This window comes from Duncaniella sp. C9 (genome assembly GCF_004803935.1).
GTDB lineage: Bacteria > Bacteroidota > Bacteroidia > Bacteroidales > Muribaculaceae > Duncaniella > Duncaniella muris.
In genome coordinates, this window is record NZ_CP039547.1 from 3,401,072 (window position 1) to 3,424,429 (window position 23,358).

General features: G+C 45.1%; 35 protein-coding genes. 20 read left to right on the plus strand and 15 right to left on the minus strand.

Annotation, left to right across the window (positions count from 1 at the left end):
* Position 1: 1 nt before the first annotated feature.
* From E7745_RS14580 to E7745_RS14605, 6 genes are read left to right on the plus strand one after another with little or no spacing between them, the layout of a single operon-like run.
* Positions 2 to 328, plus strand: a complete 327-nt coding sequence (locus tag E7745_RS14580; RefSeq protein ID WP_124030611.1) for a TraL conjugative transposon family protein — start codon at positions 2 to 4, stop codon at positions 326 to 328.
* Positions 273 to 1,493: a conjugative transposon protein TraM gene (gene traM, locus E7745_RS14585; RefSeq protein WP_124030610.1), complete on the plus strand. Its 1,221-nt coding sequence runs from the start codon at positions 273 to 275 to the stop codon at positions 1,491 to 1,493. The genes E7745_RS14580 and traM overlap by 56 nt, the downstream gene beginning before the upstream one ends.
* A gap of 26 nt (positions 1,494 to 1,519) precedes the next feature.
* Positions 1,520 to 2,542, plus strand: a complete 1,023-nt coding sequence (traN, locus tag E7745_RS14590; RefSeq protein ID WP_124030609.1) for a conjugative transposon protein TraN — start codon at positions 1,520 to 1,522, stop codon at positions 2,540 to 2,542.
* A 3-nt stretch (positions 2,543 to 2,545) separates the two neighbouring features.
* Positions 2,546 to 3,127 (plus strand): conjugal transfer protein TraO, encoded by a 582-nt coding sequence (locus E7745_RS14595; RefSeq protein WP_124030608.1) that lies wholly within the window; start codon positions 2,546 to 2,548, stop codon positions 3,125 to 3,127.
* 4 nt (positions 3,128 to 3,131) lie between these two features.
* On the plus strand, positions 3,132 to 3,554 hold the full coding sequence (locus E7745_RS14600) for a hypothetical protein (RefSeq protein WP_124030607.1): 423 nt from the start codon (positions 3,132 to 3,134) through the stop codon (positions 3,552 to 3,554).
* Between the two features lie 3 nt (positions 3,555 to 3,557).
* Positions 3,558 to 4,121 carry a CHC2 zinc finger domain-containing protein gene (locus E7745_RS14605; RefSeq protein WP_136409140.1) on the plus strand — a complete coding sequence of 188 codons (564 nt, stop codon included), beginning with the start codon at positions 3,558 to 3,560 and terminating at the stop codon, positions 4,119 to 4,121.
* A gap of 22 nt (positions 4,122 to 4,143) precedes the next feature.
* On the opposite strand, the gene E7745_RS14945 is transcribed toward E7745_RS14605, so the two are convergent.
* The 4 genes from E7745_RS14945 to E7745_RS14620 all read right to left on the minus strand — a co-directional run bounded on the left by E7745_RS14945 (position 4,144) and on the right by E7745_RS14620 (position 6,755).
* Positions 4,144 to 4,470, minus strand: a complete 327-nt coding sequence (locus E7745_RS14945; RefSeq protein ID WP_370291705.1) for a tyrosine-type recombinase/integrase — start codon at positions 4,468 to 4,470, stop codon at positions 4,144 to 4,146.
* Positions 4,471 to 4,477: 7 nt separating this feature from the next.
* Positions 4,478 to 5,185 (minus strand): tyrosine-type recombinase/integrase, encoded by a 708-nt coding sequence (locus tag E7745_RS14610; RefSeq protein ID WP_205746909.1) that lies wholly within the window; start codon positions 5,183 to 5,185, stop codon positions 4,478 to 4,480.
* Between the two features lie 213 nt (positions 5,186 to 5,398).
* On the minus strand, positions 5,399 to 6,142 hold the full coding sequence (locus E7745_RS15290) for a tyrosine-type recombinase/integrase (RefSeq protein WP_205746910.1): 744 nt from the start codon (positions 6,140 to 6,142) through the stop codon (positions 5,399 to 5,401).
* Positions 6,135 to 6,755: a tyrosine-type recombinase/integrase gene (locus E7745_RS14620; RefSeq protein WP_136409141.1), complete on the minus strand. Its 621-nt coding sequence runs from the start codon at positions 6,753 to 6,755 to the stop codon at positions 6,135 to 6,137. Before E7745_RS14620 ends, E7745_RS15290 begins: the two co-directional genes overlap by 8 nt.
* A 145-nt stretch (positions 6,756 to 6,900) precedes the next feature.
* On the opposite strand from E7745_RS14620, the gene E7745_RS14625 reads away from it, so the two are divergent.
* From E7745_RS14625 to E7745_RS14660, 8 genes are all read left to right on the plus strand, one after another.
* On the plus strand, positions 6,901 to 7,230 hold the full coding sequence (locus tag E7745_RS14625; RefSeq protein WP_136409142.1) for a hypothetical protein: 330 nt from the start codon (positions 6,901 to 6,903) through the stop codon (positions 7,228 to 7,230).
* 246 nt (positions 7,231 to 7,476) lie between these two features.
* Positions 7,477 to 7,929, plus strand: coding sequence for a toprim domain-containing protein (locus E7745_RS14630; RefSeq protein WP_168182166.1), 453 nt, complete (start codon positions 7,477 to 7,479; stop codon positions 7,927 to 7,929).
* The gene (locus E7745_RS14635) at positions 7,875 to 8,327 is read left to right on the plus strand and encodes a DUF3872 domain-containing protein (RefSeq protein WP_136408028.1); all 453 of its coding nucleotides are present in this window, start codon (positions 7,875 to 7,877) and stop codon (positions 8,325 to 8,327) included. The genes E7745_RS14630 and E7745_RS14635 overlap by 55 nt, the downstream gene beginning before the upstream one ends.
* A 95-nt stretch (positions 8,328 to 8,422) precedes the next feature.
* On the plus strand, positions 8,423 to 10,048 hold the full coding sequence (locus tag E7745_RS14640; RefSeq protein WP_136408029.1) for a tyrosine-type recombinase/integrase: 1,626 nt from the start codon (positions 8,423 to 8,425) through the stop codon (positions 10,046 to 10,048).
* A gap of 266 nt (positions 10,049 to 10,314) precedes the next feature.
* Complete coding sequence (locus E7745_RS14645) at positions 10,315 to 10,998, plus strand: tyrosine-type recombinase/integrase (RefSeq protein ID WP_240740337.1); 684 nt, start codon at positions 10,315 to 10,317, stop codon at positions 10,996 to 10,998.
* Positions 10,999 to 11,047: 49 nt separating this feature from the next.
* The gene (locus E7745_RS14650) at positions 11,048 to 12,010 is read left to right on the plus strand and encodes a tyrosine-type recombinase/integrase (RefSeq protein ID WP_240740338.1); all 963 of its coding nucleotides are present in this window, start codon (positions 11,048 to 11,050) and stop codon (positions 12,008 to 12,010) included.
* A gap of 32 nt (positions 12,011 to 12,042) precedes the next feature.
* Positions 12,043 to 12,237, plus strand: coding sequence for a hypothetical protein (locus E7745_RS14655; RefSeq protein WP_136408030.1), 195 nt, complete (start codon positions 12,043 to 12,045; stop codon positions 12,235 to 12,237).
* On the plus strand, positions 12,234 to 12,719 hold the full coding sequence (locus E7745_RS14660) for a lysozyme (RefSeq protein ID WP_136408031.1): 486 nt from the start codon (positions 12,234 to 12,236) through the stop codon (positions 12,717 to 12,719). Before E7745_RS14655 ends, E7745_RS14660 begins: the two co-directional genes overlap by 4 nt.
* A gap of 50 nt (positions 12,720 to 12,769) precedes the next feature.
* On the opposite strand, the gene E7745_RS14665 is transcribed toward E7745_RS14660, so the two are convergent.
* From E7745_RS14665 to E7745_RS14705, 9 genes are all read right to left on the minus strand, one after another.
* The gene (locus E7745_RS14665) at positions 12,770 to 13,813 is read right to left on the minus strand and encodes a caspase domain-containing protein (RefSeq protein ID WP_370291914.1); all 1,044 of its coding nucleotides are present in this window, start codon (positions 13,811 to 13,813) and stop codon (positions 12,770 to 12,772) included.
* A gap of 2 nt (positions 13,814 to 13,815) precedes the next feature.
* Positions 13,816 to 14,181: a caspase family protein gene (locus E7745_RS15190; protein WP_124030602.1), complete on the minus strand. Its 366-nt coding sequence runs from the start codon at positions 14,179 to 14,181 to the stop codon at positions 13,816 to 13,818.
* A gap of 7 nt (positions 14,182 to 14,188) precedes the next feature.
* Positions 14,189 to 15,442: an ATP-binding protein gene (locus E7745_RS14675; RefSeq protein ID WP_124030601.1), complete on the minus strand. Its 1,254-nt coding sequence runs from the start codon at positions 15,440 to 15,442 to the stop codon at positions 14,189 to 14,191.
* A 547-nt stretch (positions 15,443 to 15,989) separates the two neighbouring features.
* Positions 15,990 to 16,307 carry a hypothetical protein gene (locus tag E7745_RS14680; protein ID WP_124030600.1) on the minus strand — a complete coding sequence of 106 codons (318 nt, stop codon included), beginning with the start codon at positions 16,305 to 16,307 and terminating at the stop codon, positions 15,990 to 15,992.
* Positions 16,308 to 16,314: 7 nt separating this feature from the next.
* Complete coding sequence (locus E7745_RS14685; protein WP_107033526.1) at positions 16,315 to 16,539, minus strand: DUF3873 domain-containing protein; 225 nt, start codon at positions 16,537 to 16,539, stop codon at positions 16,315 to 16,317.
* 11 nt (positions 16,540 to 16,550) lie between these two features.
* Positions 16,551 to 16,808 (minus strand): hypothetical protein, encoded by a 258-nt coding sequence (locus E7745_RS14690; RefSeq protein WP_124030599.1) that lies wholly within the window; start codon positions 16,806 to 16,808, stop codon positions 16,551 to 16,553.
* Between the two features lie 53 nt (positions 16,809 to 16,861).
* Positions 16,862 to 18,154 carry a PcfJ domain-containing protein gene (locus E7745_RS14695; RefSeq protein WP_136408032.1) on the minus strand — a complete coding sequence of 431 codons (1,293 nt, stop codon included), beginning with the start codon at positions 18,152 to 18,154 and terminating at the stop codon, positions 16,862 to 16,864.
* Positions 18,155 to 18,166: 12 nt separating this feature from the next.
* On the minus strand, positions 18,167 to 18,604 hold the full coding sequence (locus tag E7745_RS14700) for a PcfK-like family protein (protein WP_136408033.1): 438 nt from the start codon (positions 18,602 to 18,604) through the stop codon (positions 18,167 to 18,169).
* Positions 18,605 to 18,616: 12 nt separating this feature from the next.
* Positions 18,617 to 18,844, minus strand: coding sequence for a hypothetical protein (locus E7745_RS14705; protein WP_068959945.1), 228 nt, complete (start codon positions 18,842 to 18,844; stop codon positions 18,617 to 18,619).
* A 509-nt stretch (positions 18,845 to 19,353) separates the two neighbouring features.
* Here E7745_RS14705 and E7745_RS14915 point away from each other — a divergent pair.
* The 6 genes from E7745_RS14915 to E7745_RS14725 all read left to right on the plus strand — a co-directional run bounded on the left by E7745_RS14915 (position 19,354) and on the right by E7745_RS14725 (position 22,432).
* On the plus strand, positions 19,354 to 19,491 hold the full coding sequence (locus E7745_RS14915; protein ID WP_168181922.1) for a hypothetical protein: 138 nt from the start codon (positions 19,354 to 19,356) through the stop codon (positions 19,489 to 19,491).
* A gap of 516 nt (positions 19,492 to 20,007) precedes the next feature.
* A complete protein-coding gene (locus E7745_RS15145) occupies positions 20,008 to 20,193 on the plus strand; it encodes a hypothetical protein (protein WP_240740412.1) in 186 nt (61 codons plus the stop codon).
* A gap of 298 nt (positions 20,194 to 20,491) precedes the next feature.
* Positions 20,492 to 20,794, plus strand: coding sequence for an ATP/GTP-binding protein (locus E7745_RS15150; protein ID WP_240740339.1), 303 nt, complete (start codon positions 20,492 to 20,494; stop codon positions 20,792 to 20,794).
* A gap of 1 nt (position 20,795) precedes the next feature.
* A complete protein-coding gene (locus E7745_RS15155) occupies positions 20,796 to 20,969 on the plus strand; it encodes a hypothetical protein (RefSeq protein ID WP_240740340.1) in 174 nt (57 codons plus the stop codon).
* 2 nt (positions 20,970 to 20,971) lie between these two features.
* Positions 20,972 to 21,520, plus strand: a complete 549-nt coding sequence (locus E7745_RS14720) for an RloB family protein (protein ID WP_136408035.1) — start codon at positions 20,972 to 20,974, stop codon at positions 21,518 to 21,520.
* A gap of 699 nt (positions 21,521 to 22,219) precedes the next feature.
* A complete protein-coding gene (locus tag E7745_RS14725) occupies positions 22,220 to 22,432 on the plus strand; it encodes an Arm DNA-binding domain-containing protein (RefSeq protein ID WP_136409144.1) in 213 nt (70 codons plus the stop codon).
* 347 nt (positions 22,433 to 22,779) lie between these two features.
* Here the strand turns inward: E7745_RS14725 and E7745_RS14735 are convergent, their stop codons facing one another.
* Together E7745_RS14735 and E7745_RS14920 are read right to left on the minus strand one after the other, a co-directional pair.
* Complete coding sequence (locus tag E7745_RS14735) at positions 22,780 to 23,025, minus strand: transposase (protein WP_136409145.1); 246 nt, start codon at positions 23,023 to 23,025, stop codon at positions 22,780 to 22,782.
* Positions 23,000 to 23,167, minus strand: coding sequence for a hypothetical protein (locus E7745_RS14920; protein WP_168182168.1), 168 nt, complete (start codon positions 23,165 to 23,167; stop codon positions 23,000 to 23,002). The genes E7745_RS14735 and E7745_RS14920 overlap by 26 nt, the downstream gene beginning before the upstream one ends.
* Positions 23,168 to 23,358 lie beyond the last annotated feature (191 nt).

Consider the following 23,358-nt stretch of genomic DNA (forward strand, 5'->3'; position numbering starts at 1 on the left):
TATGACAAAGATTAAATCAATATTCTCCGCCATATATAACAATATGTGGCGCACCCCGAAAGGGAGGCTCACAACGCGCCTGAAAGGAGCGTGCGAGTCAATTCCCCAGAAACAACGGCTTACTGTCGTGTCGCTGATGCTGACCGTGTTTGTGCTTACCGCCTTCTTCGTGTTCGGTCACGCCTGTTACAGGATAGGTCTGGGCAAAGCGCAAAAATCTGTGGCGATTGAGCATATAATGCCGATCGACATCGTTACCAAATCTCCCGTTCATGAACCTCAAAATCTTCCAGACTATGACGATGCAGGAGTGGAAAGCGAAGATTAACGGCTTCTTCCAGCCCAAATCGCAGGCTGAACGGCAGAAGATGATGAAATACTTAGTCGTGTTCCCGGCGGCTGTCGTGTGCGGCATAGTGATACTGTGGCTGCTGTACACAAGCCTCAACAAGAATGACAGCAAGGTCGGCAATGCCTTCAACACCGAAATTCCTGAGGGTGAGAACGGCGGCATCAAGACCAAAGCGGAGGAATATGCCGCCGCCGATGCCGCCAAAGAGAAGGAGGCGCAACAGCGTGCGGTGGTCGCCCTTGATACTCTGACCGCACTTACAACCGATACCGTTGAGCATCAGTCCGCCGTTGAGAACTCCGCGCAGGCGTATCAGGAGGTTCAGGCGTCGCTCAATGACTTTTTTGTGGAGGATACCTCAGCCGACAATGTTGAAATGGAGGCTCTAAATGAGCGTATTGCAGAGTTGGAGGTTCAGAACGCTCTGGCACAGCAACAGGCGGCACAGCCCGACGAGATGGAACTGATGGAACGCTCGTATCAGTTGGCGGCACAGTATATGGGCAACGGCGGCAGCTATTCGCCGCCACATCCTACCGAAGAAAAGGGCAAACGGGATGTGCAGCCGGTGGCGCAGGTCAACAGGAATGTGGTATCCTCGCTCGGTCAGACATCAACCGTCAGGGGCTTCAATACCTCGGTGGGTACAATGAGGGCGGTCGCCAAGAATACCATAGCCGCAGTGGTGGCCGGTAACCAGAGTGTGGTTGACGGCGAGAGTGTCAGGCTGAGAACCTCCGAACCTATGTGGGTCGGCAACCGCCTGATACCGCGTAACACCACCGTTGTCGGCTCTGCAAGAGTGCAGGGCGAAAGGCTGGAGATTGAAATCACCTCCATCGAGTGCGAAGGCTCGATATATGACGTGGAGTTGCAGGTTTATGACTCCGACGGGCAGGAGGGTATCAATATACCGCAGTCAATGGAGAGTGATGCGTTGCATGAGATAGGTGCCAATATGGGCAGTACGATGGGTAGCTCGATCAACATTTCCACAAATACCAGGGCGCAGATTGCCTCTGATGTGGGGCGCGGGCTGATAAACGGTGTCAGCCAGTATCTTACCAAGAAGCTGCGAACCGTCAAAGTCCACCTCAAAGCCGGCTACCGTGTGATGCTTCACCAGCCGGAAGACATATGATTATTCACCATTAAATCCACAATTCAATGAATTACAAACTCTTTTTACTTTCGCTTATTGCCGTTATCGGCATGGCAAGCACTGCTTTTGCCGGAACAAAGTCGGTTAAAAACACCGATAATAACGTGCCGTCTGGCACGGAACAGGTTGCCACTCAGGTAGCAGAACACGACATCAATGTGTACGGCGGCAACTACACCGACGGTGACAAGTTCGACGGTCTGACCCGCAAGGTCGGCTTCGACCGGATGATACCGCCTCACGCTCTGGAGGTATGCTACGAAAAGACTACGCACATCATATTTCCCTCGGAAATAGTCTATTGCGACTTGGGCAACGAGAACCTTGTCGCCGGATTAGCCGACGGCGCGAAGAACGTGCTGCGCGTCAAATCAGCCTTCAAGTCGTTCAAGCAGGAAACAAATCTGTCGGTAATCACCGAGGACGGAAGCTATTATAGTTTCAACGTGAAATTCGCCAAAGAGCCGCTGTTGCTCAATATCGAGATGACCGATTTTCTGCATGACGGCGAGGCGGTGAACCGCCCGAATAATGCGCAGGAAATCTACCTCGAAAAGTTAGGTAGCGAGTCACCGATGCTTGTCAAGCTGATTATGAAAAGTATCTACAAGCAGAATAAGCGCGAAATCAAACATATAGGCTCAAAGCGTTTTGGGGTGCAGTTCCTCTTGAAATCCATATATGCCAACAACGGGCTTCTCTATTTCCACACCGAACTGAAAAACACATCAAACATTCCTTTCGATGTCGATTATGTCAGCTTCAAGATTGTGGATAAGAAGGTTATCAAGCGTACTGCTATGCAGGAGCAGGTACTTGAACCGCTCCGCGCCCAGAACTATGTGACGGTGGTACACGGAAAATCCTCCGAAAGAACAGTCTTCGCTCTGGAGAAATTCACCATTCCCGATGACAAGCAGCTCGTTATCGAAATTGCCGAAAAGGAAGGCGGCAGACACCAGTCTTTCGTGGTCGAGAACGAGGATATTGTGAGAGCCAACATAATTGACGAATTAAGCATACAATAACCTATGAGAAAAGCGATAATGATAATCGCTGCCATGCTCACCCTTTTCGGAGGGCGGGCAATGGCCCAGCGATGCCTCCCCGGAATGTCAACGGTAGAAATCAAGGCTGATATGGCAGACGGCTTTTATACCGGCAACTCTCGCAACTGCGGCTATTCTCTCGGAGTGTTCTACTCCGTCTATAAAGGCGGTGCCAATACTTGGAGCTTCGGCGGCGAGTATCTCCAGACCTACAAGCCATACGGCGCGAAAGGTCGTATCACGGTGGCTCAGTTTACAGGTGAGGTCGGCTACAATCTCCATCTGTTGAGCGACTACTCGCAGACCTTCCACCTATATGGCGGCGTGTCAGCTCTCGGTGGCTACGAAACAGTGAATTGGGGAAAGTCGGTTTTATCCGACGGTTCGACGCTCCATGACGGCGACAACTTCATCTATGGCGGCGCGCTCACGCTCTCTGCGGATTTCTACCTTTCAGACAAAATTGCTCTGACCGCAAATATAAAGGAGCGTTTCACTTTCGGTAGCGATGTGCAGATATTCCATATGCAATATGGTGTTGGTGTCAAATTCATAATAGAATAAACCTATGGGATTGATTGTGATAGACCTCGATATAAATAATCTTCCATTGGAGGATTTTATGAAGGCGATCGGCTATGAGCCGATAAAAAAGGATGGCAACCTTCTGATATACAACGCTCCGTATTCTGTCGGTGGCAACGCTACTATGGTGGTGGACACCGAAAAGAATGGCTGGTATGACAGCAAAGAACCCGAAAAATACTATGGCGGCATTTATGATCTCGCTTACGAGCTAACCGGGAGCTGCAACCGCTCCGAGTTGAACCTCTATATCGCCACACAGATGAAGGATTTTAAGGAGTTCAAGACTTACGAAGTGACCGTCAACGGCGATGAAGCCGAGGGTGATGTGACGGCTACGCCCGTCAGCAGACCGGAACAGCCTAAGCAACAGCCGCCCAAACCCAAACGCAAAATGCGGTTTTAGCCTATGGATATAGATGCTATCAAGGGAATATCCCTTGTGGATTTTCTGCACCACCTCGGCTATGAGCCGACTGGGCGCGACAGCAAAGGTCTGTGGTTTTATGCCCCGTACCGCAACGAGAGAAAGCCATCGTTTCATGTCAATCCTCGTAAAAATGTATGGTTCGATTTTGGTAGCGGTGCCGGAGGCGACATCTTCACTCTTGCCGGAGAACTGTGTAACTCCACCGACTTCATCCGACAGGCGGAGTACATAGCCGAAAAGATGCGGATGCCGATATCACAGCCTTACAAGCCGGAGCCATTCATTGAGCAGCCGACCTTTGAGGACGTGAAAATCTCCCAATTAGTATCGCCGGCTCTACTGCGTTACCTCGCCAACCGTGGCATACCTGCCGACATTGCACAACGATATTGTGTGCAGGTGGATTATAAATTGCATGGCAAAAACTATTATGCCATCGGTTTTGAGAACAGCGCACACGGATTTGAGTTGCGTTATCCAAACAAGAATAAAATCCAAACCTCTTCCGTAAAACCTATATTGTGTAGTCAGTTCTATATATAGGTTTGGATTTTATTTTCTCATTTTATGACACGGAGACCGCAGAGTTCAGCAAAAGATTGAGGAGCCTTCTTCCATTTTTTAGGTATTTCTCTGTCTTTTTCGTTCTCAATTGTGGCAAGAGCCTTTTCTTCCTGCTCGGTTGTAATATCAAGATAAACATAGTAGTTTTGACATCAGCATGTCCAAGGAGAAAAGATATCTGTACGATATTCATGCCATCTTCAAGCCAATGAGAGGCTTTCGCATGTCTTATTTGATGGGCGTGCAGGTTCAATGGGACTTCCGGGCATTCTCCATTAGCTACTGCCGCATATTTATGAAGTCGTTTTGCAATAGCAGGTTGAGTCATCTTGGTGCTAGTCCCTTTTATCCGTGAATAAAATACATAGGAATCCGGATCTAGTTGCGTTGGATGGAACTCCACTATATATTTTTTCAAGATGCGCCACAACTTTTGGAAGCAGATAGAGGGTTCTGACCTTATTTCCCTTTCCTATTATCGTAGCGTATGGCTTGGAGGCATGAAGATGAAGATGTTGTATCTTCATAGACAGCACCTCGTCTATTCGTGCGGCAGTGCCATACATCAATATGAGAAACACGAGATCACGGCGTCCAGTTGAAGTATTCGTATCAGGTGCATTCAACAATGCTTTCACCGCATTCTTACTCAATCCCTCGACTTTCTTACGGACTGACCTCTGTCTTGGTATTTGAGCAGACTCGCAGGCCAGATATGTCAGGCTGACATCTTTCTCGGATAGGTATTTGATAAATGCCCTGATGGATGCAAGGCGGTTGTTGCACGTTTCGGAAGAGTTTTTTCTGTCATTCTTCAGCCAAAGTATCCATTCTTCTATGACCTGACGTTCAAGAAGCTTGAAAGAGAAAGTCCTGGCATCAAGACCTTTTACCTGAGTTATAAAATGTAGGAACAGAGACAGTGCGTCATGATGGTTCTTCACTGTATGGGCGCTGCTTGATTGGACGGTTGGCACATAGACAGTCAACCAGTCATTGATATGGCGCGAGAATGCAACGGCCTCTTTATTCGGTTTCTTCATGGTTGACATCGGTTAAATCAGGGACAATGTTATCGAAGGATTCTTGTGTCCTCTCTTCTATAATATCGGAGAGTCCGGGCACGAGGGAGTAGTAATAGGCAGTGCTCTCTATCACACTGTGCCCCATGCTCTTGGACAGATATAACAACTTTGAGTTAAAATCCATGCCGCGGTTAATCCAGTTGTTTATATTGGTTGTGGCATAATGATGTCTCAGCGCGTAGGAACAGCATGACATGGACTTACATTTTTCCAGATTTTCCGAAAATTGTCAGATACCCATGAATTATCATGAAAAGAGTTATTTCTTGCGGGAAAGAAATAAGTCCGTTCAGGGAATATGTCAGCTATCGCCTTGTCGTATTCCCGCATAAGCTGAAGCATACTATCGTGTAGGACGACAAAGTGCTGGTCATATCCCTTAGATAGCCTGATATTGAGTACTCCAGTTTCAAGGTCGACATCCTCACATCTGAGCAGACGAGCCTCCGTAGTTCGCACTCCAGAACTGTATAGTAGTCTGAAGAATACCGGTATAGATATATTGCGGATTCTGTTTTGTTTGGTCAAAGGGCCGGACAGAGTGTCGCATCCATTGAAAAATCTTCGTAGTTCATCTTCTGAAAAAGCATGAGGGACGTATGTCGAACGCATCTTTTTGGGAAGCTTCGGTGGATTTACGTTGGTCAACCCTCTTGATTTGAGATATTTTACGAAAGCTATTATCGGATAGGCCCTTGTCTGGCACGATTTTCCACTTTCAGTATCCCGTTTGGCGCACCATCCATCAACCATTTGTTGAGTCAGAATGCTTTCGCCCGGATATCGGTGGTGGCAATATCGATCGAACAGACGCATGCAGACTTCATAAGAGGTGACATTCCAGTGTTCAGAAGCGACTCTGAAAGCGATAAACCGCTTTATCAACGGAGCTATCCCCGAAACAAATTCAGTCATGGAATACCTCCTTTCTTACTGGGAACTGCTCTATGCTGAGAGCGCATTCTTTCAGATGGAGAAAATCCGCGCTCAGATATGGGTTCAACGAGGAAGGTGATGAATGGCCCAATACGGACGATACCACGGGCAGAGGAACACCCTCGTTCAGGAGAGATGTGGCGACATGATGCCGGAATATGTGGAAACCTTTGCGACTTCCCTTGTTCTGCCTTATGCCTGCGACTTTCATGATTCTTGCGGCAATATTATAGGTGTTGTCTAAGCGCAAGTGCAGAGGATACTGACTAACAAAGATTTCCTCGGTGCTGCAGGTTGGACGTTCATGGCAGATATAATCGTATATTGCATTGCCGACAATGGGACGTAAAGGTAGTTTCAGTGGGACACCGGTTTTCTCTTGATTGACAAGTATCACATCATTCTCCCAGTCTATATCAGTTAGTCTCAGGCCTAGAATGTCGCAGCCTCTCAACCCTGTGAATAAGGCAATAAGACCGATAGCCTTATCCCGCAAGCACAGATCAGAGTCCCGAGCTGTCAGAACTTTCTTTACACTGGCAATTTCTTCTGCTTTGAGATACTCGATGTTACGACGCTTGCTTCTTGTCATGGGAAGCAATGAGATGAAGTGTTCGCAAACGCCATCCTCAAAGAATGGAGCACAGCACCTGACCACCACTCTGATAACTTTCCTGTAACCACAGCAGTGTCCTGAAAAAGCTGTCTGAATGTGATTCTCACAAGCCTCGCTAAATGTGAAAACACCTTGTGTCTGCAACTCACAGAAGAAGTTCGTGGCGAGGCTTGCCTCACGCTTGATTGTCGTGGCTTCTTTCCTGACTTTGGCTCTTCACGGCGATAGATGTCTATTGCGCGTTGAAACTCTTTCGAGAGTGTGTCATACTTCTTTTCCCCGCCGCGAGGTGTATTGCCATGGCCCGGTAGAATACCGTTCTATCGAAATGTTCGATGGTAGCGAAGAGCCTACGCCAATGGTGAAGTGGACGGTGATTTGGATCCGCATCTACTTTGGATCGATAGATGTCTTCATAAGAGATGCCGGGATGAACACTCCGAAGACGTAACGCATAATTAATCGCCAGCCGGAAAAGGTCAATGGTGTACTTTGAGTACCCATTGTCATGAAAGTGTCCAAGCAGAATTGATGCTTTGGATTTTAAATCCTGTTCTTTCATATGAATGAATATTGATTACTGAAATTAATATAATAAAAATCAAAACAACATGATAGAATATTCACTGGATTCCAGTTGATTATATATGATAGTTTGGATTTTATACTTGTTTGGATAACGAATCTATCCAAACGTTTGGATAAGTTGCGAAACAGCTTCTTCAAAGGAAGTTATCCGCCAAAGCATATCACCAATGTCGCCAACAGCAACGCCCGGTGTAATGTATTCGAGGGCTTCATCGACTTTCTTTCGGCGGAACGCCTCGGATTGAATGAAGGCAATGACAGTGTTGTGCTTAACTCCGTGGCGAATGTCGGCAAAGCAATCCCGACTTTGGCGGAATACCCGCTGATACTGTGCTATCTTGACAACGATACCGCCGGGCGTGCCGCAGTAGCCAGACTGCGCCGCGAGTTCGGCGACAGGGTGAGCGACAAATCCGCACTCTATCCCGACCACAAGGATCTGAACGATTACCTACAATCGCTCAACCCCAAGAAATCAACAAAACTAAATTCTAAACAGACACAAAAATGGAAAAGACAAATAAAAAATCATTTGGCATTATCGCCATTCTCTCCCTTGTAATCGCTGCCGTATGCAGCCTCACATCCTGCTCCGACGACCTCGATGTGCAGCAGTCCTATCCCTTCACAGTGGAAGTCATGCCATACGCTGACAAGATTGCCAAAGGGCAGACCATCGAACTGCGCTTCGAGATAAAGCCCGAAGGCAACTATGCCAACACCCTCTATACCATACGCTACTTCCAGTACGACGGAGAAGGCTCGCTCAAACTCGTTGACGGCCCGGTGCTGGTCAACAACGACCGTGTGCTTCTTGAAAGTAAAACATTCCGACTGAACTACACCGCCAAAAGTGACGAAGCACACAAATTCCTCGTGGTCGTGGAAGATGTATGTTGTCCATTACATAAATCTTCTAATGTGGCGATGACATTTATGTTTGCATCACTTGATAAGTAATTAAGGATATGTGCATTAACTTTAATCATAACAACATAATTTTAGGGTTAAGAAAATAGTCATATTTTATATCAGACATTTTTTAATTCTACAATATGTTTAATTTACTATTCACAAACTTCTTGGATTTGCAAAGACATGAGCAAGCCTCATTCTCTGAGCAAAGACAAGCATATCTGCACAAACTACACGCAGATGGAATGGGCATTCGACATTTGCGAGGATTGGCTGGTCTGCTAATCGCAATTGATGAACTTCTTGCCCTTAGAGAAAGTGACACATTCGAGATTCCATTGGAATATATCGTCCAAAAGACATCTGAATGGGATTCGATGACACGTCAACAACGGTGTGATATGCGCGTGGAGGTTAATTTCCATTGTCGCTTTCTTGGTGCGTCCAAGAGATGGTTGACATATTTGGGAAGACTGGATCACCGCTATTATCCTGAGGATAATATAATCAGCAAGATTTTTCCAAGAGGATACTTTCGAGTTCGACACCTTGTCTCACCGATGTATATGGAACGGCTCGTATATCTGGAAGCTCAAGAACAACAGGGGGTTCCTTCAGTGACTTTGAGACGAATCGCACAATATCAACTGACAGCCATAGAGTTGCTTGATTTACCATCTACTTCTCTTGTAACCATGAGTGAAATACAAAACGCGGCAGCTATATGGCGAGATGTTGAGGATCCAAGCAAACGAAAGAAATCCGGTACCGATAATAGTTATCGGACGTTCATTCATGTCACAACTAATTGGCTTTCACATATGGGACTACTTGCCCAGCCGGAGGAACATGATTTTCCCGAAAAAGACAAGATCATGTCATATCTCAACTGGCTTGTTGAATCCAAAGGATATTCTGTCCAGACTCATAGAAGCCGTCTGAGTATACTTCGTAATCTGATGAATTACCTTCAGGGCTCAAGCTTATTGCTTGCCGATGTTCAATCTACAGACATTGACAGTTATCTCAAAGAACGTCATTACAATGGGTGTAATCGACGCACTATTGCAGGGCTTGTATCCGTACTACGTTGCTTCTTCAGATATGCGGCTGATAGACAATGGGTGAAAGACGATTTGTGGAAAACACTTTCCGCCCCTCGGCTGTACACGATGGAGCAACTTCCGTCATATCTTCATTGGGATGACGTGAAAGTTATCTTGACTGAATCTACGCGAAATCCGACGATTCAGGGCATAAGGAATCATGCAATTTTATCGCTTTTGGCAATGTATGGCTTGAGATCCAGTGAAATCACTGAACTGAAACTCAAGGACATTGACTGGCGGAATAGCGTCATTCATCTGCGTAGGGCAAAAGGATGCAGACCGCAGATAATGCCTCTGATAGATGAGGTTGCACAGCCACTTCTGAGATATATCCTTGAAGCTCGTCCAAAGTATCCGAAGCAGGAGTTTGTGTTCCTTACTACCCGAGCTCCATTCCACGGCATATGTACATCAACAGTTTACCAAGTGGCAAGTAGATCTCTGGAAGGCAGGCAACTCAACATAAGGCATCATGGTCCTCACAGTTACCGACACAGTTGCGCAACGAGACTGGTCAATGAAGGACACTCTCTTAAAGAAGTCGCAGATGTGCTCGGACATGTGAAAATCGATACTACCGCCATCTACGCCAAGGTCAATTTCTCCAGACTAAGGGAAGTGTCGGATATGGACTGTAAGGAGGTGCTTGAGTTATGATGCTCAATAGTGCCATTGACAAATATGTCGAGTATAGACGTTCATTGGGAGAGTCGTTCAAAACCAATGCGAATCTTCTGAAACAGTTCTGCAATTATCTGGGGAAAGATATGAATCTGTTAGAGATAACCGCATCCATCACATCAGATTTTTTGCAATCAGGAGGCAACGAGATTACTCGAAAGTGGTTTACGCGTCACGCTGCTCTGTCTGGCTTCTTCCGGTGGTGCATGTCACGAGGGTATGTATCAAAAATACCCTTGACTATGGATAAGCCTAAGAAACCGCAGCGAATAACACCGTATATTTACTCAGATATCGAGCTCAAGAAGTTGTTCTCAGCTGCCATGACATATCAGAAACGGCCTTCTCTCACATATCCTGAATGCGTCAAAGCAATCCTTCAGTTGACATATGTGCTGGGGTTAAGAATCTCAGAGACCATGAGCCTTCGCATGAAAGATGTGGATCTGGCAAACTGTTGTATCACAATCCATGAATCCAAATTTTACACGTCAAGAACTGTCACTTTCAACGAGGAAGTAAAGAAACTGATTGAAAAGTTCTTTTCATGGAGAAAGGACAACTGCAAGATCTCTGATGAAGACACATCTCTATGGATTATGTGTAACGGCTCGTCAATGAGACTGAACTGCATAAACGGCATCTTCAAAAAGATACGTATAGAAGCAGGAATCAGCCGAAACGACAACACAAGGTATCAGCCACGTATCCACGATCTGCGCCATACGTTCGCTGTGAACCGATTAAGAAAGTGGTACCAAGATGGTAAGGATGTTCAGACTCTTTTGCCTGTGTTATCTACCTATCTGGGCCATAAACAAGTGAGTTACACAACTGTGTATCTTAACATGACTACCGGACTGCTCTCAGATGCGGCCAATCTATTCTTTGAATATGCAAACCCCAAAACAAATCAACATGAATGAAAAAACCATATATCTCAGTTATTGGGTGCGGCGTTATCTCACCGACTATATGCTGGCTGCCAAGAATCTGTCGCGTAATACGGTACGTAGCTACCGCGATACCTTCAGACTTCTTGTTGGCTACCTTCGAGATGTCTGTAATAAAAATCCAGACAAGCTCCACCTTCAGGAACTGACAATCAATGTCGTGTCAGACTTTCTTGACAATCAGCAGGAAACCCGTAACGTCTCAGTGGCTACTCGAAACCAAAGACTTGCCGCATTACAGGCCTTCGCAAAGTATGTATCCATGAACTCTCCGGAGCATATGGAATGGAGCCGAAACATACGCAATATCCCTAAGAAGAAAGCCCCTAAGAGAATGATAACGTATCTTGAAAAGTCTGAGATGGATGCTTTGCTATCTCTGCCCGACCAGAGATCCGCTCAGGGCAGACGCGACTACGCTCTTTTGATCTTCCTATACAATACAGGAGCGAGAGCCGAAGAAGCATCCGACCTGAACGTATCATCCGTGACGCTTGCCAAAAGCAAAAGTGAATCAACAATCCCCTTGGTAACCATTGTTGGGAAAGGAAACAAGACTCGCAGATGCCCCCTTTGGGACAATGTCTGTGCAATCCTTAAGACAATAATCAATGACAGAAAGCCAGATGAACCACTCTTCTTAAACCGCTACGGCCAACGTATAACCCGATTTGGAATATACGAAATGGTGAGTCGGTATGCTCAAAAACTGGAACTACAGTTCCCTTCCGTAAGGGACAAGAGAGTTAGCCCACATACGATCCGGCATACCACCGCAACACATCTTCTGCAAGCAGGAGTGGATATAAATACGATCCGTGCTTGGCTCGGACACGTATCTATAAACACAACGAACATCTATGCTGAAGTAAATTTGGAGATGAAAGCTAAAGCTCTCATGACCTGTGCTATCGATAGTTCCAATGGGAAGAAAATCTCATGGAAAACCGATGAAAATCTTCTCTCTTACTTGGATAGCCTATGATGAATCTCTGCCAGTGCCTCCAAAATAATGTTGTGAACAGCAAACTTACATGTCTGATTTACTCATCGTTGGAGGCACTGTTAAACATAAATGTCATCGCCACATTAGAGGACAGCTTCAATACCACCCCGTGGGAGCAGACCTTCGAGTTCAACAGCAAAGACAGCGGTGATGAGGGTACGATTGTCAGCCCGATTGTGACACCCGTAAATCCGGCTATCCGATGAAGAAAATCCTGCTGATGTTTCTCGCGTTGCTCACCGTCATGGTGGGCAACGCCGCCGGGCGGAAGATAAACATAATGGATCTGCCGCCATTCGAGAGAGCTGTGATTATCATCAAGAAATTTGAAACGCTCCACCGCCCAAAGGATTATCCCTATGTCGGATATGGTCATAGAGTGTTACCCGGCGAGCCATACCGACGAGGCGTGCAGCTCACCGAGAAACAATCTGACGCCCTGTTGCGAAAAGACCTGTTGAAATTTGTGTCACTCTACAAGGCATACGGCAAAGATGCCCTGTTGTTAGGCGTATTAGCCTACAACTGCGGCCCCGGAGTAGTGAACAAGTCCACCGTGCTGAAAAAACTGAAATCCGGCAACCGTGACATATTTAAGTCCTATACCTCCCACTGCCGCTACAAAGGCAAATTCCACAAACAACTTTACCAGCGCCGACTGACCGAGTTCGCCGCTTTGTTTCCATAAATTATATCGGTAAGGTTTTTGCAAATCTTTGTAGAAACCTTACCGATAATCTACAAATCCCAATCCGTTTTAATCTTCGAGGCTGTAATCTTGATTTGTGAGTTAATTCTCATTAAATCTATGGGAATTGCAAATAGTGACGAAAGCGTTATTTTTAGATTTTCTTCAGTAAACCAGATATGCGATGCTATATTTGGGGTTACATTATAATCGCCAACTGAAATTTTAGTGATATACTGCTTGTCTTCATTAGATTTATGTAGATCCATTTCGATATTAATGCCAATTGGGGTGTCATCATCAGAAGGGAGATATAATAATCTGTCTGAATAGGAGGAAAGAGCCTCTCTAATAAATTCAAAAGATTTTATGAATCTGTGATCTTTTCGTAGCAAAAGAACTGAATCCAAATCCTCTGCTTTCAAGACATCTCTAAAATCGCCATTTGAATCAAAGTAAATTTCAAATAGGATTCCATTCAATATGTGGTTAACACCATCATTTTCAGAATACCTATGAAGATTATTTCCAAGCGATTCAAAATAGTTGGCAACATTAAATGGATTTGCACTGGCTTGATATAAATTCCTCCCTAAAATAAATTTTTGATTGGCGTCCAAATTAGGTATCATTGCAATAATCTTTGGGAATGCTGCATTTTGTCTATACCAATTAGCAGAAGCCAGTTCTTCGATTAGCAATCCAAATTCATCTAATTGATTATATAAGCGATCTTTAATTACATTTTCTGCATAAGGTAAATTCTTTGCTACGACCATTTGCCCCTTGTTAAAATAGAAATCGCCAATTAGTGAAGTATGTTCCCACGGAACTTGAGTGCCTTTTGAGAGCAACGCAACTGTCTGTCTAACCTTCTTAAAAAGAGTTTCCACCGACAGTCGTTCACTGCCAATATATTTCAATAAAGCACCTGTATATAGGCTATGACCATCTATGCCATCATCTTTTGCTTTCATTTTTGGCGATGTGGCGAATGCAATTAAGGTGCCTTTGGGTGCATTTATAGGAGCAAAAGAGTTTCCTACAACACCTCTCTCATTAATTTCCTGACGACAAGCATCTAAGATTACTATATTTACATTTCTGTATTTTCATTCAATATCTTCATTATCTCGTTAAGACCAATGCTTTGATGGGATAGAGAATATTCATCTGCAAACTGTAATTGGCAATCTATTGCTGGCAGATAATTAATACCTCTGCACTCCATCCCATGACCTGCATAATATAAAATGAAATGTTTGTAATTTTTGATTTTTTCTTTAATTACACGAAGGACTTCTACGATATGAGCAATATCAACATCATAATACTCCACAACATCATATCCAAGATTAACGAATACATTTTTGATTGCTTGTGCATCAAAAATGGCATTATTCAGGTTGAACGGCTCAAAATATGAATTATTCCCGATTATCAGGGCAAAGGTATCAGACATATATGTTTTAGAGTTCTAAAGAATTTTCTTTTAACAAGAAATCGTATATTCCCATAGTGGTAATACCGGCTTCATTGCGGCGGATTATAATGTTGCTACCAACAACTATTATTTTCTTAAACGAGTCATCGACATTTCGTAGCGATGCTTCTTCCTGTCTTATTTTATCTTCATCAAGCATTTGATATGCCGACTGGATATAATATTTTCGGCTGCCTTTGTTACATACAAAGTCTATTTCAAGCCGTACACGTTCCTGTTTTCCTTCAGCGTTGCGCCTTACAATCGGCACGACACCGACATCAACATTAAATCCTCTTATACGCAGTTCATTGTAAATTACGTTCTCCATCATGTGTGATGGTTCAAGTTGGCGGAAATTCAGTCGGGCATTTCTAAGACCGAGATCTGTAAAATAGTATTTGTAGGGCGTATCCAAATATTTTTTGCCCTTGACATCATATCGTGAGGCTTTTTCTGCGAGAAATGCCTCGCAAATGTATTCAAGATAAGAGCAAACTGTGTTCCTGCTTATTTTCTCCCTCTTTACTGTTTCAAATGTGTTGGAAAGTTTGGTCGGATTGGTGAGGCTACCAATTGATGAGGATATGAAATCAAGCAGATTTTCCATATCTTCATTATTCTTAATCTGATACCTCTCCTTTATATCACGCAGGTATGTTTCAGTATAAAGGTTTTTAAGATAATCGCTTTTCAGTCCTTCATCATTAAAATCCAGTATCTGCGGCATTCCTCCGTAAGTCATATAAGCGTCCAATGCGTCTTCCTGTTGTCCTCCATAGGCAGAGAAAAATTCCCGAAAACTCAAAGGATATACTTTTATCTCAATGCTTCGACCTCTGAAAGTCGTTATGACATCTTTGGAAAGGAATTTGGCGTTACTTCCCGTTGCATACACATCAACATTGGACATTTTAAGATAGCTGTTCAACACATCCTCAAATTCGCTTACAAGTTGCACCTCGTCAATCATGATATAGTGCATCCCATCATCGTTTATTTTTGAATCTATGTATTCAAGCAATACATCCGGATTCCGAAGTTCTTTATTGCGACGGTTTTCTAAATCTATCTTTATGATATGGTCATCCGAAATGCCCTGTTCTTTCAGCCATGAAGAAAACAGTTGAAAAAGAAGATATGACTTGCCGCAGCGCCGGATGCCTGTAACGGTCTTAATCAGACCGTTGTGTCGGCAATCTATGAGTTTTTGGAGATAATGAGGCCGTTGAATAATCATGCGCATTGATTTTTTATGTCACTTGTGACACTAATTGTCAATGCAAAGTTAACTGTTATTTTTATCGTGTGCAATCTTTACCAAGAGATTATGCTCAAATAAAGTTTATCTTGACCTATGGAAACAAATAAATCGCCCACATAATCAGCAATTAGCCAATTGTATGGGCAATCTGAAATGTTATCCATAAAGATTTGGATCAATCCCCTTTTTTATGGATATGGGGCTTGAGAGAGGGTGTGTTTCCCGGAGTGGATTTATTATCCCTCTGACGACGATCTGGTTTGCCAGTAGATTTGGCAATTCTTTTGGGTCCCGGTTTGATTCCCATAACTAAAAAAACAATTTTTCGGTTTTGTGACACTATTGTCAGTTATAAATCAGGCAAATAGTATGCCAAAGCAACATATTTTGCTGATATGACAGTTTGTCATATAGAAATGCACCAACGCCGCCTTTTGGCGGCCGAAATTTTTGGCAAAATCAAGGCTGGCGACTTCATCACGAGGTCGCCAGCCTTCTCTATTACGACTTGGCAAATGTTCGGTTAAAATCGGGTGTATAATCCCGTCACGTCGGTAAAGATGCCCTCCAACATATCGCAATAGACACCATCTATCGTCTTGATGTCCTTTGTCGTCACCTCAAACGTCTTGTGGTTGATGCTCTGACGATAAAATCTGACATTGTAGAGGTCTGCGCCACTATCGTATATGATTTCAAGGCGGTTAGCCGATGTCTTGTTTCGGCTAAGGCTCATTCTCAGTCCGTTGCCGAGGTTGATGAAATCGTGGCTTCCCGTCATTGCCACAAACCTGCGCCCTCCGATTTGTTGGAGTATTATTTTTGCTACTTGGTTGTCCATAACGCTATTATTTAGAGTTGTTGATTTTCTTGTTCAGCCATTCATCACGGCGTTGGCGACATTCTTTCAAAGTCTTTGCCACGGTGCTGAATAGAGTGCCGTCGGTGGCACGATAGTCATATTGATAGAAAAGGATACGTTTCCCTCGGTGTGCCGACATAAAACGCTCGTATTGCTCGGTATCGGGTGTAATGGTGGTTGATACGCCATTCACAGTTAATCTTGTTGCCATATCAATGTATTTTAGAATTTCACAATCAGTATTCGGTAGTTGAAAACCTTTTCGGGGTCGGTGATTTTCTTTTGAGCCAGCCAAAAGTGGTGTCTGCCAAATCCATATACGAAGTATTGGTCAAGTGCCGATTTCTCCGCATAGTCGGCTACCAACCGCCTTAGAGTTTCCTCGTTGTAGGCTATAAGAATATGGTTCACAAAACCGACAAGCACCTCGGCTATCTTATCGTCATAGACTACTGTCGTATGTTCAAATGTCACGTTCATAATTAGGGTGATTTTGTGACCTGCGCCATTGCTGACGCAGGTCGTGTTAAACATTAGGCGGTCATTCTCGCCTTGATTAGCTGGGCGTTGGAGTTCACCAAATTCACAATTCGGTCGTGATATTCGGTGTTTTGGTTGCACGCTCCACGGCATTGAATAACTGAAAGGGTTTCAAGCGACACCTCCACGGTTTCAATCCGCTTGCCGTTAATCCTTGCCGACAATATGAGGGAGTCTTTTTTGCCGTAGTACATTGCTGTACCTACACAGATATGCTGGACATCTCCTTCCTCTATAAATTCCTCCACGCTCTCCAACACTTTCACTTCAATCTCGCCATCGGAGATTACAAGTCCGAAGAATTTGGATTTGAGTTTGAGAAAACTATCTCTCCTTTCCTGCTCTGCGAGTGCTTCCTTCTCCTTGCGTCTTATGTCGGCTTCCCTGCGTCTGCGTTCCTCTATCGCCATGACCTTTTTGTGGTATATGTTGTGTGCCTGACGAAGATTGTCGGGGCAGATGTAGTGGGGATTGTGAGTGTCTTTCTTGCAGGTCTGCAACATCTTGATGTAGTCGCACCATAATCCTAAGTCGGTTATCTCGTAATGGTGGCGTTTGGCTATCTTGTATGAAGCCCAGCACATACGGCAGTCATAGGGGCGGTTGAGAAAGTATTTGAATACTTGCTCGGTATCGTTTTTCATCAGCGTTTCAAGTTGGGGCTGCGAGAGAAAACGGCTTATACATCTCGCCGGTGACATATTGAAGAACTTGTTGCCCATAACATCTATATGCAGAGATGGGATTATCTTCATTTTGGGATACATCGGAAAATCCATCGCTATATCTGCGAACACATCATCCTTGCTCCGTATCTCCATAGGCGAGCCGTATGCGAAACAATCCACATAGTAACTCATACTGCGTCTAAGTCCGATTACGGCGCATTGTCCGTTGGGGGCTACCCAATACTGACCGATTTCCACGATGCTGTATTCGGCTTTCTTTCCCTTGCGCATTTCTGCGAATATGGCGAACATCCGCAAAGTCTGGTATTTCCCGTTCATACCAAGCACGTTGAAATACATCTTACCGCTCGCCTTCTGCTTTCGGGTGGTTTCAAGAGTGAGTTCCCTGCCACATCGGGGGCATACGCATTTGCCCGATGTTTCATCGCTGTGCCAAGTGTGTCCGCAGTCCATGCAGGTGGTATTGCCACTCTGAACACGGAAGGCAAAGTGTTCAAAACATTCGCCTATCGCCCATTGAGCCTGCGCCTTTGTGACGGGGCGGAGTTTACGGCTTTCTTTGAGTATGTCTTTATGGAATTTTGTTGTCGGTTTCATAGTCGTAATATGTTAGAGGTCAAATAGACTGGGTTGTTCAACTTGGTTTTTCTTCTCGGCGGTCTTTCTCGGCTGGATAGGCTTTCGCATTTTCTTCATCTCCTCGTCACGGAGTTTTTTGATGGCGTCCTGCCGTGCCTGTTCCTTTTCCTCCTCGGTTAGTTCAACCGTATGGTTGACTACCACTTGGCAGTTTATAGGCTTGCCAACCTCAATTTCTTCCTCGTCATAGTAGTGGACTGCCATTCCGAATATTTCATCGTCCTCGAACCCGTTGCAACCGCTTTTCTGCACGGAGTTTAGTATGTAGGTCACGCAGTCCTCAACTGATTTCGAGGGATTTGCAAACTTGACTGCGAACAGTGCGTCATTCTCGGCTCGTTCTTCAAGATACGCCTTGATAGTTTTGTTAAAGGCTCGTGTGCCTTTGTTTTCTCTTGTGGTTGCCATAGTCGTATGTGTTTAGAGTGTTGCGAGTATCATTTTTTCAATCTCCTTGCGGTTCAGTTCCGTATGGAAAAGCCAGCTTATGAACAGCTTGCGACCCGCAGGTTTGAGTTCATAGTACAGCTTGCGGAATGTTGATATGTTGCCGTTGATATAGGTTTCCACCATATACTCGGCGATGTTGTCAACTTCGTAATATTTGGCTTGCTGTTCCCAAGTCTTTGAATTTCTTTTCGTTGCCATAGTCGTAAATATTTAGAGTGTCATTACCAAGTAGATAATCCCTATTGCGGTGAGGATTGAGATTATCCACCCCACACCTCGGAATATCGGTCTGAGTATCGCCCAAAGAATAATCCCGACAACCGCCCCGACTGCTATCCCCACCACCTTAGCCGTCTTTTTTAATGCGGTATGAGCTGGAGAAGGTGTGAAGCTCGTATTTTTAATATGTCTGTCGTTCAGTGTCATAAGGCGATATTTTTTTTAATGCGTATAATCGCTGTTTGAAGTTTGTTCGCTCGTTGACCCTGCGGCACGACGGGAGCAAAGGGGTGTTCGGCACTTGCACAAAAAAATACTACCGACCACCGGGAGCTGTGGAGATTTTTTTGCGCGAATGCCAAAGAATACCCCGTACCGTCGTGTTAATCAACTTCGAGCGAATAAACTTTGAATGGAGATTATACTCTGCATAAAAATAGAGGCGGCAAAGCCCCGCAGGGTGACACTGGACGACAGACATAAGAAAAATGGAAACCGTTGAGATAAAAGCAATGGCCCCGGAAAGAGCAAGTATGTGTATGCCGCCGTACATGGAGCATGGCGTAATTATCGGCGTCATACGCTTTCTTGCTCCCGTGGGCTGGAACAAACGGATAGTGGCGTGACGGCTCAGATTCATTATAAGGAGAAGGCGTATGGCACACTGATTTGCCGATTGGAGTCTTGTGAGGGAAGCGACGTCACCGGCGCATCCTCACAAGGCGTTGAGGCAAACCGGTGTGTAGCCTTCTCCCATAGTTGGGGTGCGGTCGGATGGTGTCAGTGACCCACCGGATCACCGTCACCATCCGACGGCAACACCGACGCCAACACTGTGAGCCGCCACGCCTCTATCCGTTTCCGTAGTGCTATCCTAAAAATCTCGTGCCAAACAACCTAAAATCCAAATTAAAGTGTTATATTTGCAAAATAATTCCAAATATGACATTTGAAATGATATTGGAAATAACTCTCACAACTTTTTCTCGATAAACGAGAAGATAACTCTGGATTTACAGGCTGCCAACATCCAGACAAAGGAGGCCCGCGCCCTTGCCGACAACACATTTGCAGTCGGGAATGAAAGACTGCTGAAAACGGTTGCCATATATGGTGCAAACGCCTCCGGCAAGAGCAACATAATCAAGGCCGTTAAAGCAGCGGTTGATATGATACTCGACTCCCATAACTATAATGAGGGTGACAGTTTTGGTTTCAAGCCGTTCAAGTTCGGAGAAAATAACGCTCCCAGTGAGTTTTATATACGCTTCATCATTGACGGCATAGAACATGAGTATTCATTCAGTTGCACCCGTGATGAAATATAACCGAAAGCCTGTATTATTACCCGAAGGGCAGACGTGCGCTGATTTTTTCGCGTGACGAGCGTATATCCGGCGGCAAGAAAGAAAAATATGAGTTTACCAATGTTATCCGTCGCCCGATGGATGTAGCGTCCAACACCTCGCGCAAGACTCTGTTTATATCACGCGCAAGCCAGATGGACAGGGAAAAGGCGAAGGAGATATATAGGTGGTTCAATGAGCAACTGGTGTTCAGTTATCGTGGCAAGACTTCTGTTGCCATTGACCGTTTTCTTGGTGACACAAAGACGCAGTTCTTCGGGTGCTTAAAGCCGCCGACAGTGATATCGTTGAGTTTACCTATAAAGACGGTGAACTGACTACATTCCACCGCCGTAATCCGGCGTTGCCCTTTGACTTCAACACCGAAGAATCGGAGGGTACGAAAATCCTGTTCAAAATCATGCTGACGGTCATGGATGTGGTACGCAACAACAAGGTGATGTTCCTTGACGAAGTTGAAACAAGTCTGCACACCCGCTTGGTGGAGTATCTTATCAGCCTGTTCCATTCAAGCAAATCCGCGCAGCTGGTATTTCACAACCCACAACACACACCTGCTTGACATGACGCGCTTCCGCAAGGATCAGATTTTCTTTGTCAACAAGCGCGACGACGGTTCATCTGATTTGTATTCATTGTTTGACTACAAGGATTTCCGGAGAAAAGGATTTGGAGAAAGCCTACCTTCAGGGCGTTTCGATGCCGTGCCGTATATCAACGAATTTGAGAACATCTGACTATGGCACGAAAAGCAAAGCAGCCAAGAGGTAAGAAGATGAACCCGACGTTCTTCGTGTTCTGCGAGGGTAAGACGGAGGCGGCATACGTTGACCTGCTGCGTCGCAGTTTCCGTGTGCCGGTGGAAATTATAGCGAGGGTCAGCGATTCCAATATTTCACAGCCTTATATTGACAGATGCAAGCGTGACAGATTTACAACATCGGAGGATAAGACATTTTTGATGTTTGACCTTGATGTGCCGGGTATGCTGGAGCGTTTGCGAAAGATAAAAGAAGCAGTGTTACTGCTCTCCAATCCCAGTATCGAGTATTGGTTTCTGTTACATTATAAGGACACCAACAAGGAGTTGTCATCCGCCGAATGTCTTGCAATGTTGAAAGGAATAGATGCAGATTATCAGAAAGGCATATTCTCCACGGCAATGAAAAAGGTCTTGATAGACGCGATTGGAGATGCCGCCAAACGAGCAAAATCCAAAGAGGCATACACTAATCCGTCATCAACAATCCACCTGCTGACCGATGAGATAACCGCAGTCAAAAGATAGTCGCAGGAAGCATTTTCGGCTGAAAACAGCACGGCAAATCAACCGTGAGTCGGCAAAAGCCATTCTCTTATGGAATACTTGGATTTGGCATTTTGAACCGTAAGCCGGAAAATTCCTGTATTCGTGAGTCCAAAGGATTTTTAACGCTTTGGCTCTTTGATGATTGGGAATAAAATATTAACTTTGCATTACCGTATCATCATAACGGTGAAGAAATTGAAGTAGCGAGTGAGCCAATAGTGAGTCGGCTCTATACTCTTGCTCGCAACTCTTTGATAACCAGTGCTAACAGATGAAATAACTCCGAATCTCCGGGGTCACAAGACAAAGCATCAAAATGCAGAAAACCTCTGAAATCCAGACGATTTCAGAGGTTTTTCGTTATCCCCAACCGGCGTTTCTACGCAGAATATTGAAGTGGCGGGGTGTCCCAAAGGGTACATTGCCGGCAGGAGCGGAGATTGTACCCTCGCAAGGGTTCTGAACGCTATCGTTCAGATATTTACGCCATCGTCAAGATTCTACAATCACGGCGTTGTGGCATCTTCGGAGGGTACATTTTTTCATCGGACACCCGAATGGACCCTCGAATGGACCCTCGGATACTCGTACTGATGTGTTTTTCAAATCGTTGCCTTGAAGTTTGCAAAACTGAGAAAATTTTTGTAACTTTAATGTAACACTAAACCACATCAAAGTATGAAGAATCAGCAATTCTTTAATGCGACCTTTATCGCACGAAAGGCGCGGGTGCTACGCAACGGCGAGGTGCCGATTATCCTGCGTATCACAATCGCGGGTCAACGTGCGGAGCTGAACATCAACCGGACTGTCAATCCCGATATGTGGTTGCGGCAAAGGGTATGTCCAAAGGCAAAAGCCGAGCCGACATCGAACTTACCGATATCTTGAAACCGTCAGGGCAAAGCTCCTTGCAATCCACACCCAAATGGTGGCGGAAGGTGCACTAATCAATCCGGACACTATGAAAAAACGCTTTCTCGGTGTTGACGAAAAAGTTAAAATCCGGATGTTTCTTGAAACTTTCTGCGAAAACAATGAGAAATATGGCTCAAGCCGAAAGCACGGTGCATATGTTAAATTGGGCAATTAGAAGTGTTAAATTTTTAGGCGTAGAGTTTGACTAATCGGAAGATGAAGAAGTCGCGTCCCGGACACCACGCATTTGTGAGCGAAATATTTTGACTTTAGAGTTGAATGCCTCGGCAGAGGCATTGGTCGCACGACGACGGAATAGTTCAGGATTGTTGGGCGTGGTTCTTGAATGTTTTGATTACCGAGCGGAAGTTGTTGTTACCCAATGCCATTACCTTTTCATACCACTTGTTCATCCTCCCCATGGCTTTTGTCGGTGAGATTTTAGCGTTGAAAATCTTGCGCAGCTCCATCGCAAGGCTGTATGCAGCCTTCAATATTGGATAGTATTTGAACAGTATGTTGACACGATGGCGCTGTATGTCAGTCCATTTGTTCTGCGACATCATCCAGAGTGTGTTTGCTGCGAGCCAGTATCTGGCGCATGGTCTCTCCGTTGGAGTACGTTACCGGCGGTCGGACTTGTTCGGTTGTTTTCCTCTGCGATGAGCTGTCGGCGAATGTCAATGCGGATTTCGTCAACGGCCTCATTATAGACTGTTGGACATGAAAACGGTCGTTGACTACATGGGCCGTTATAGAACACTTCTGCGGCTATGAGCATCATTGAATGGCGAGAGAATCGCAGGTCACTTCCTTGACCCTGGCGTCTGATTGATTTCTCCATAGCTCCGATGAGTTGGATATAATTTCGTCACTCTTTGTTCCGGGAATGGCTGCGC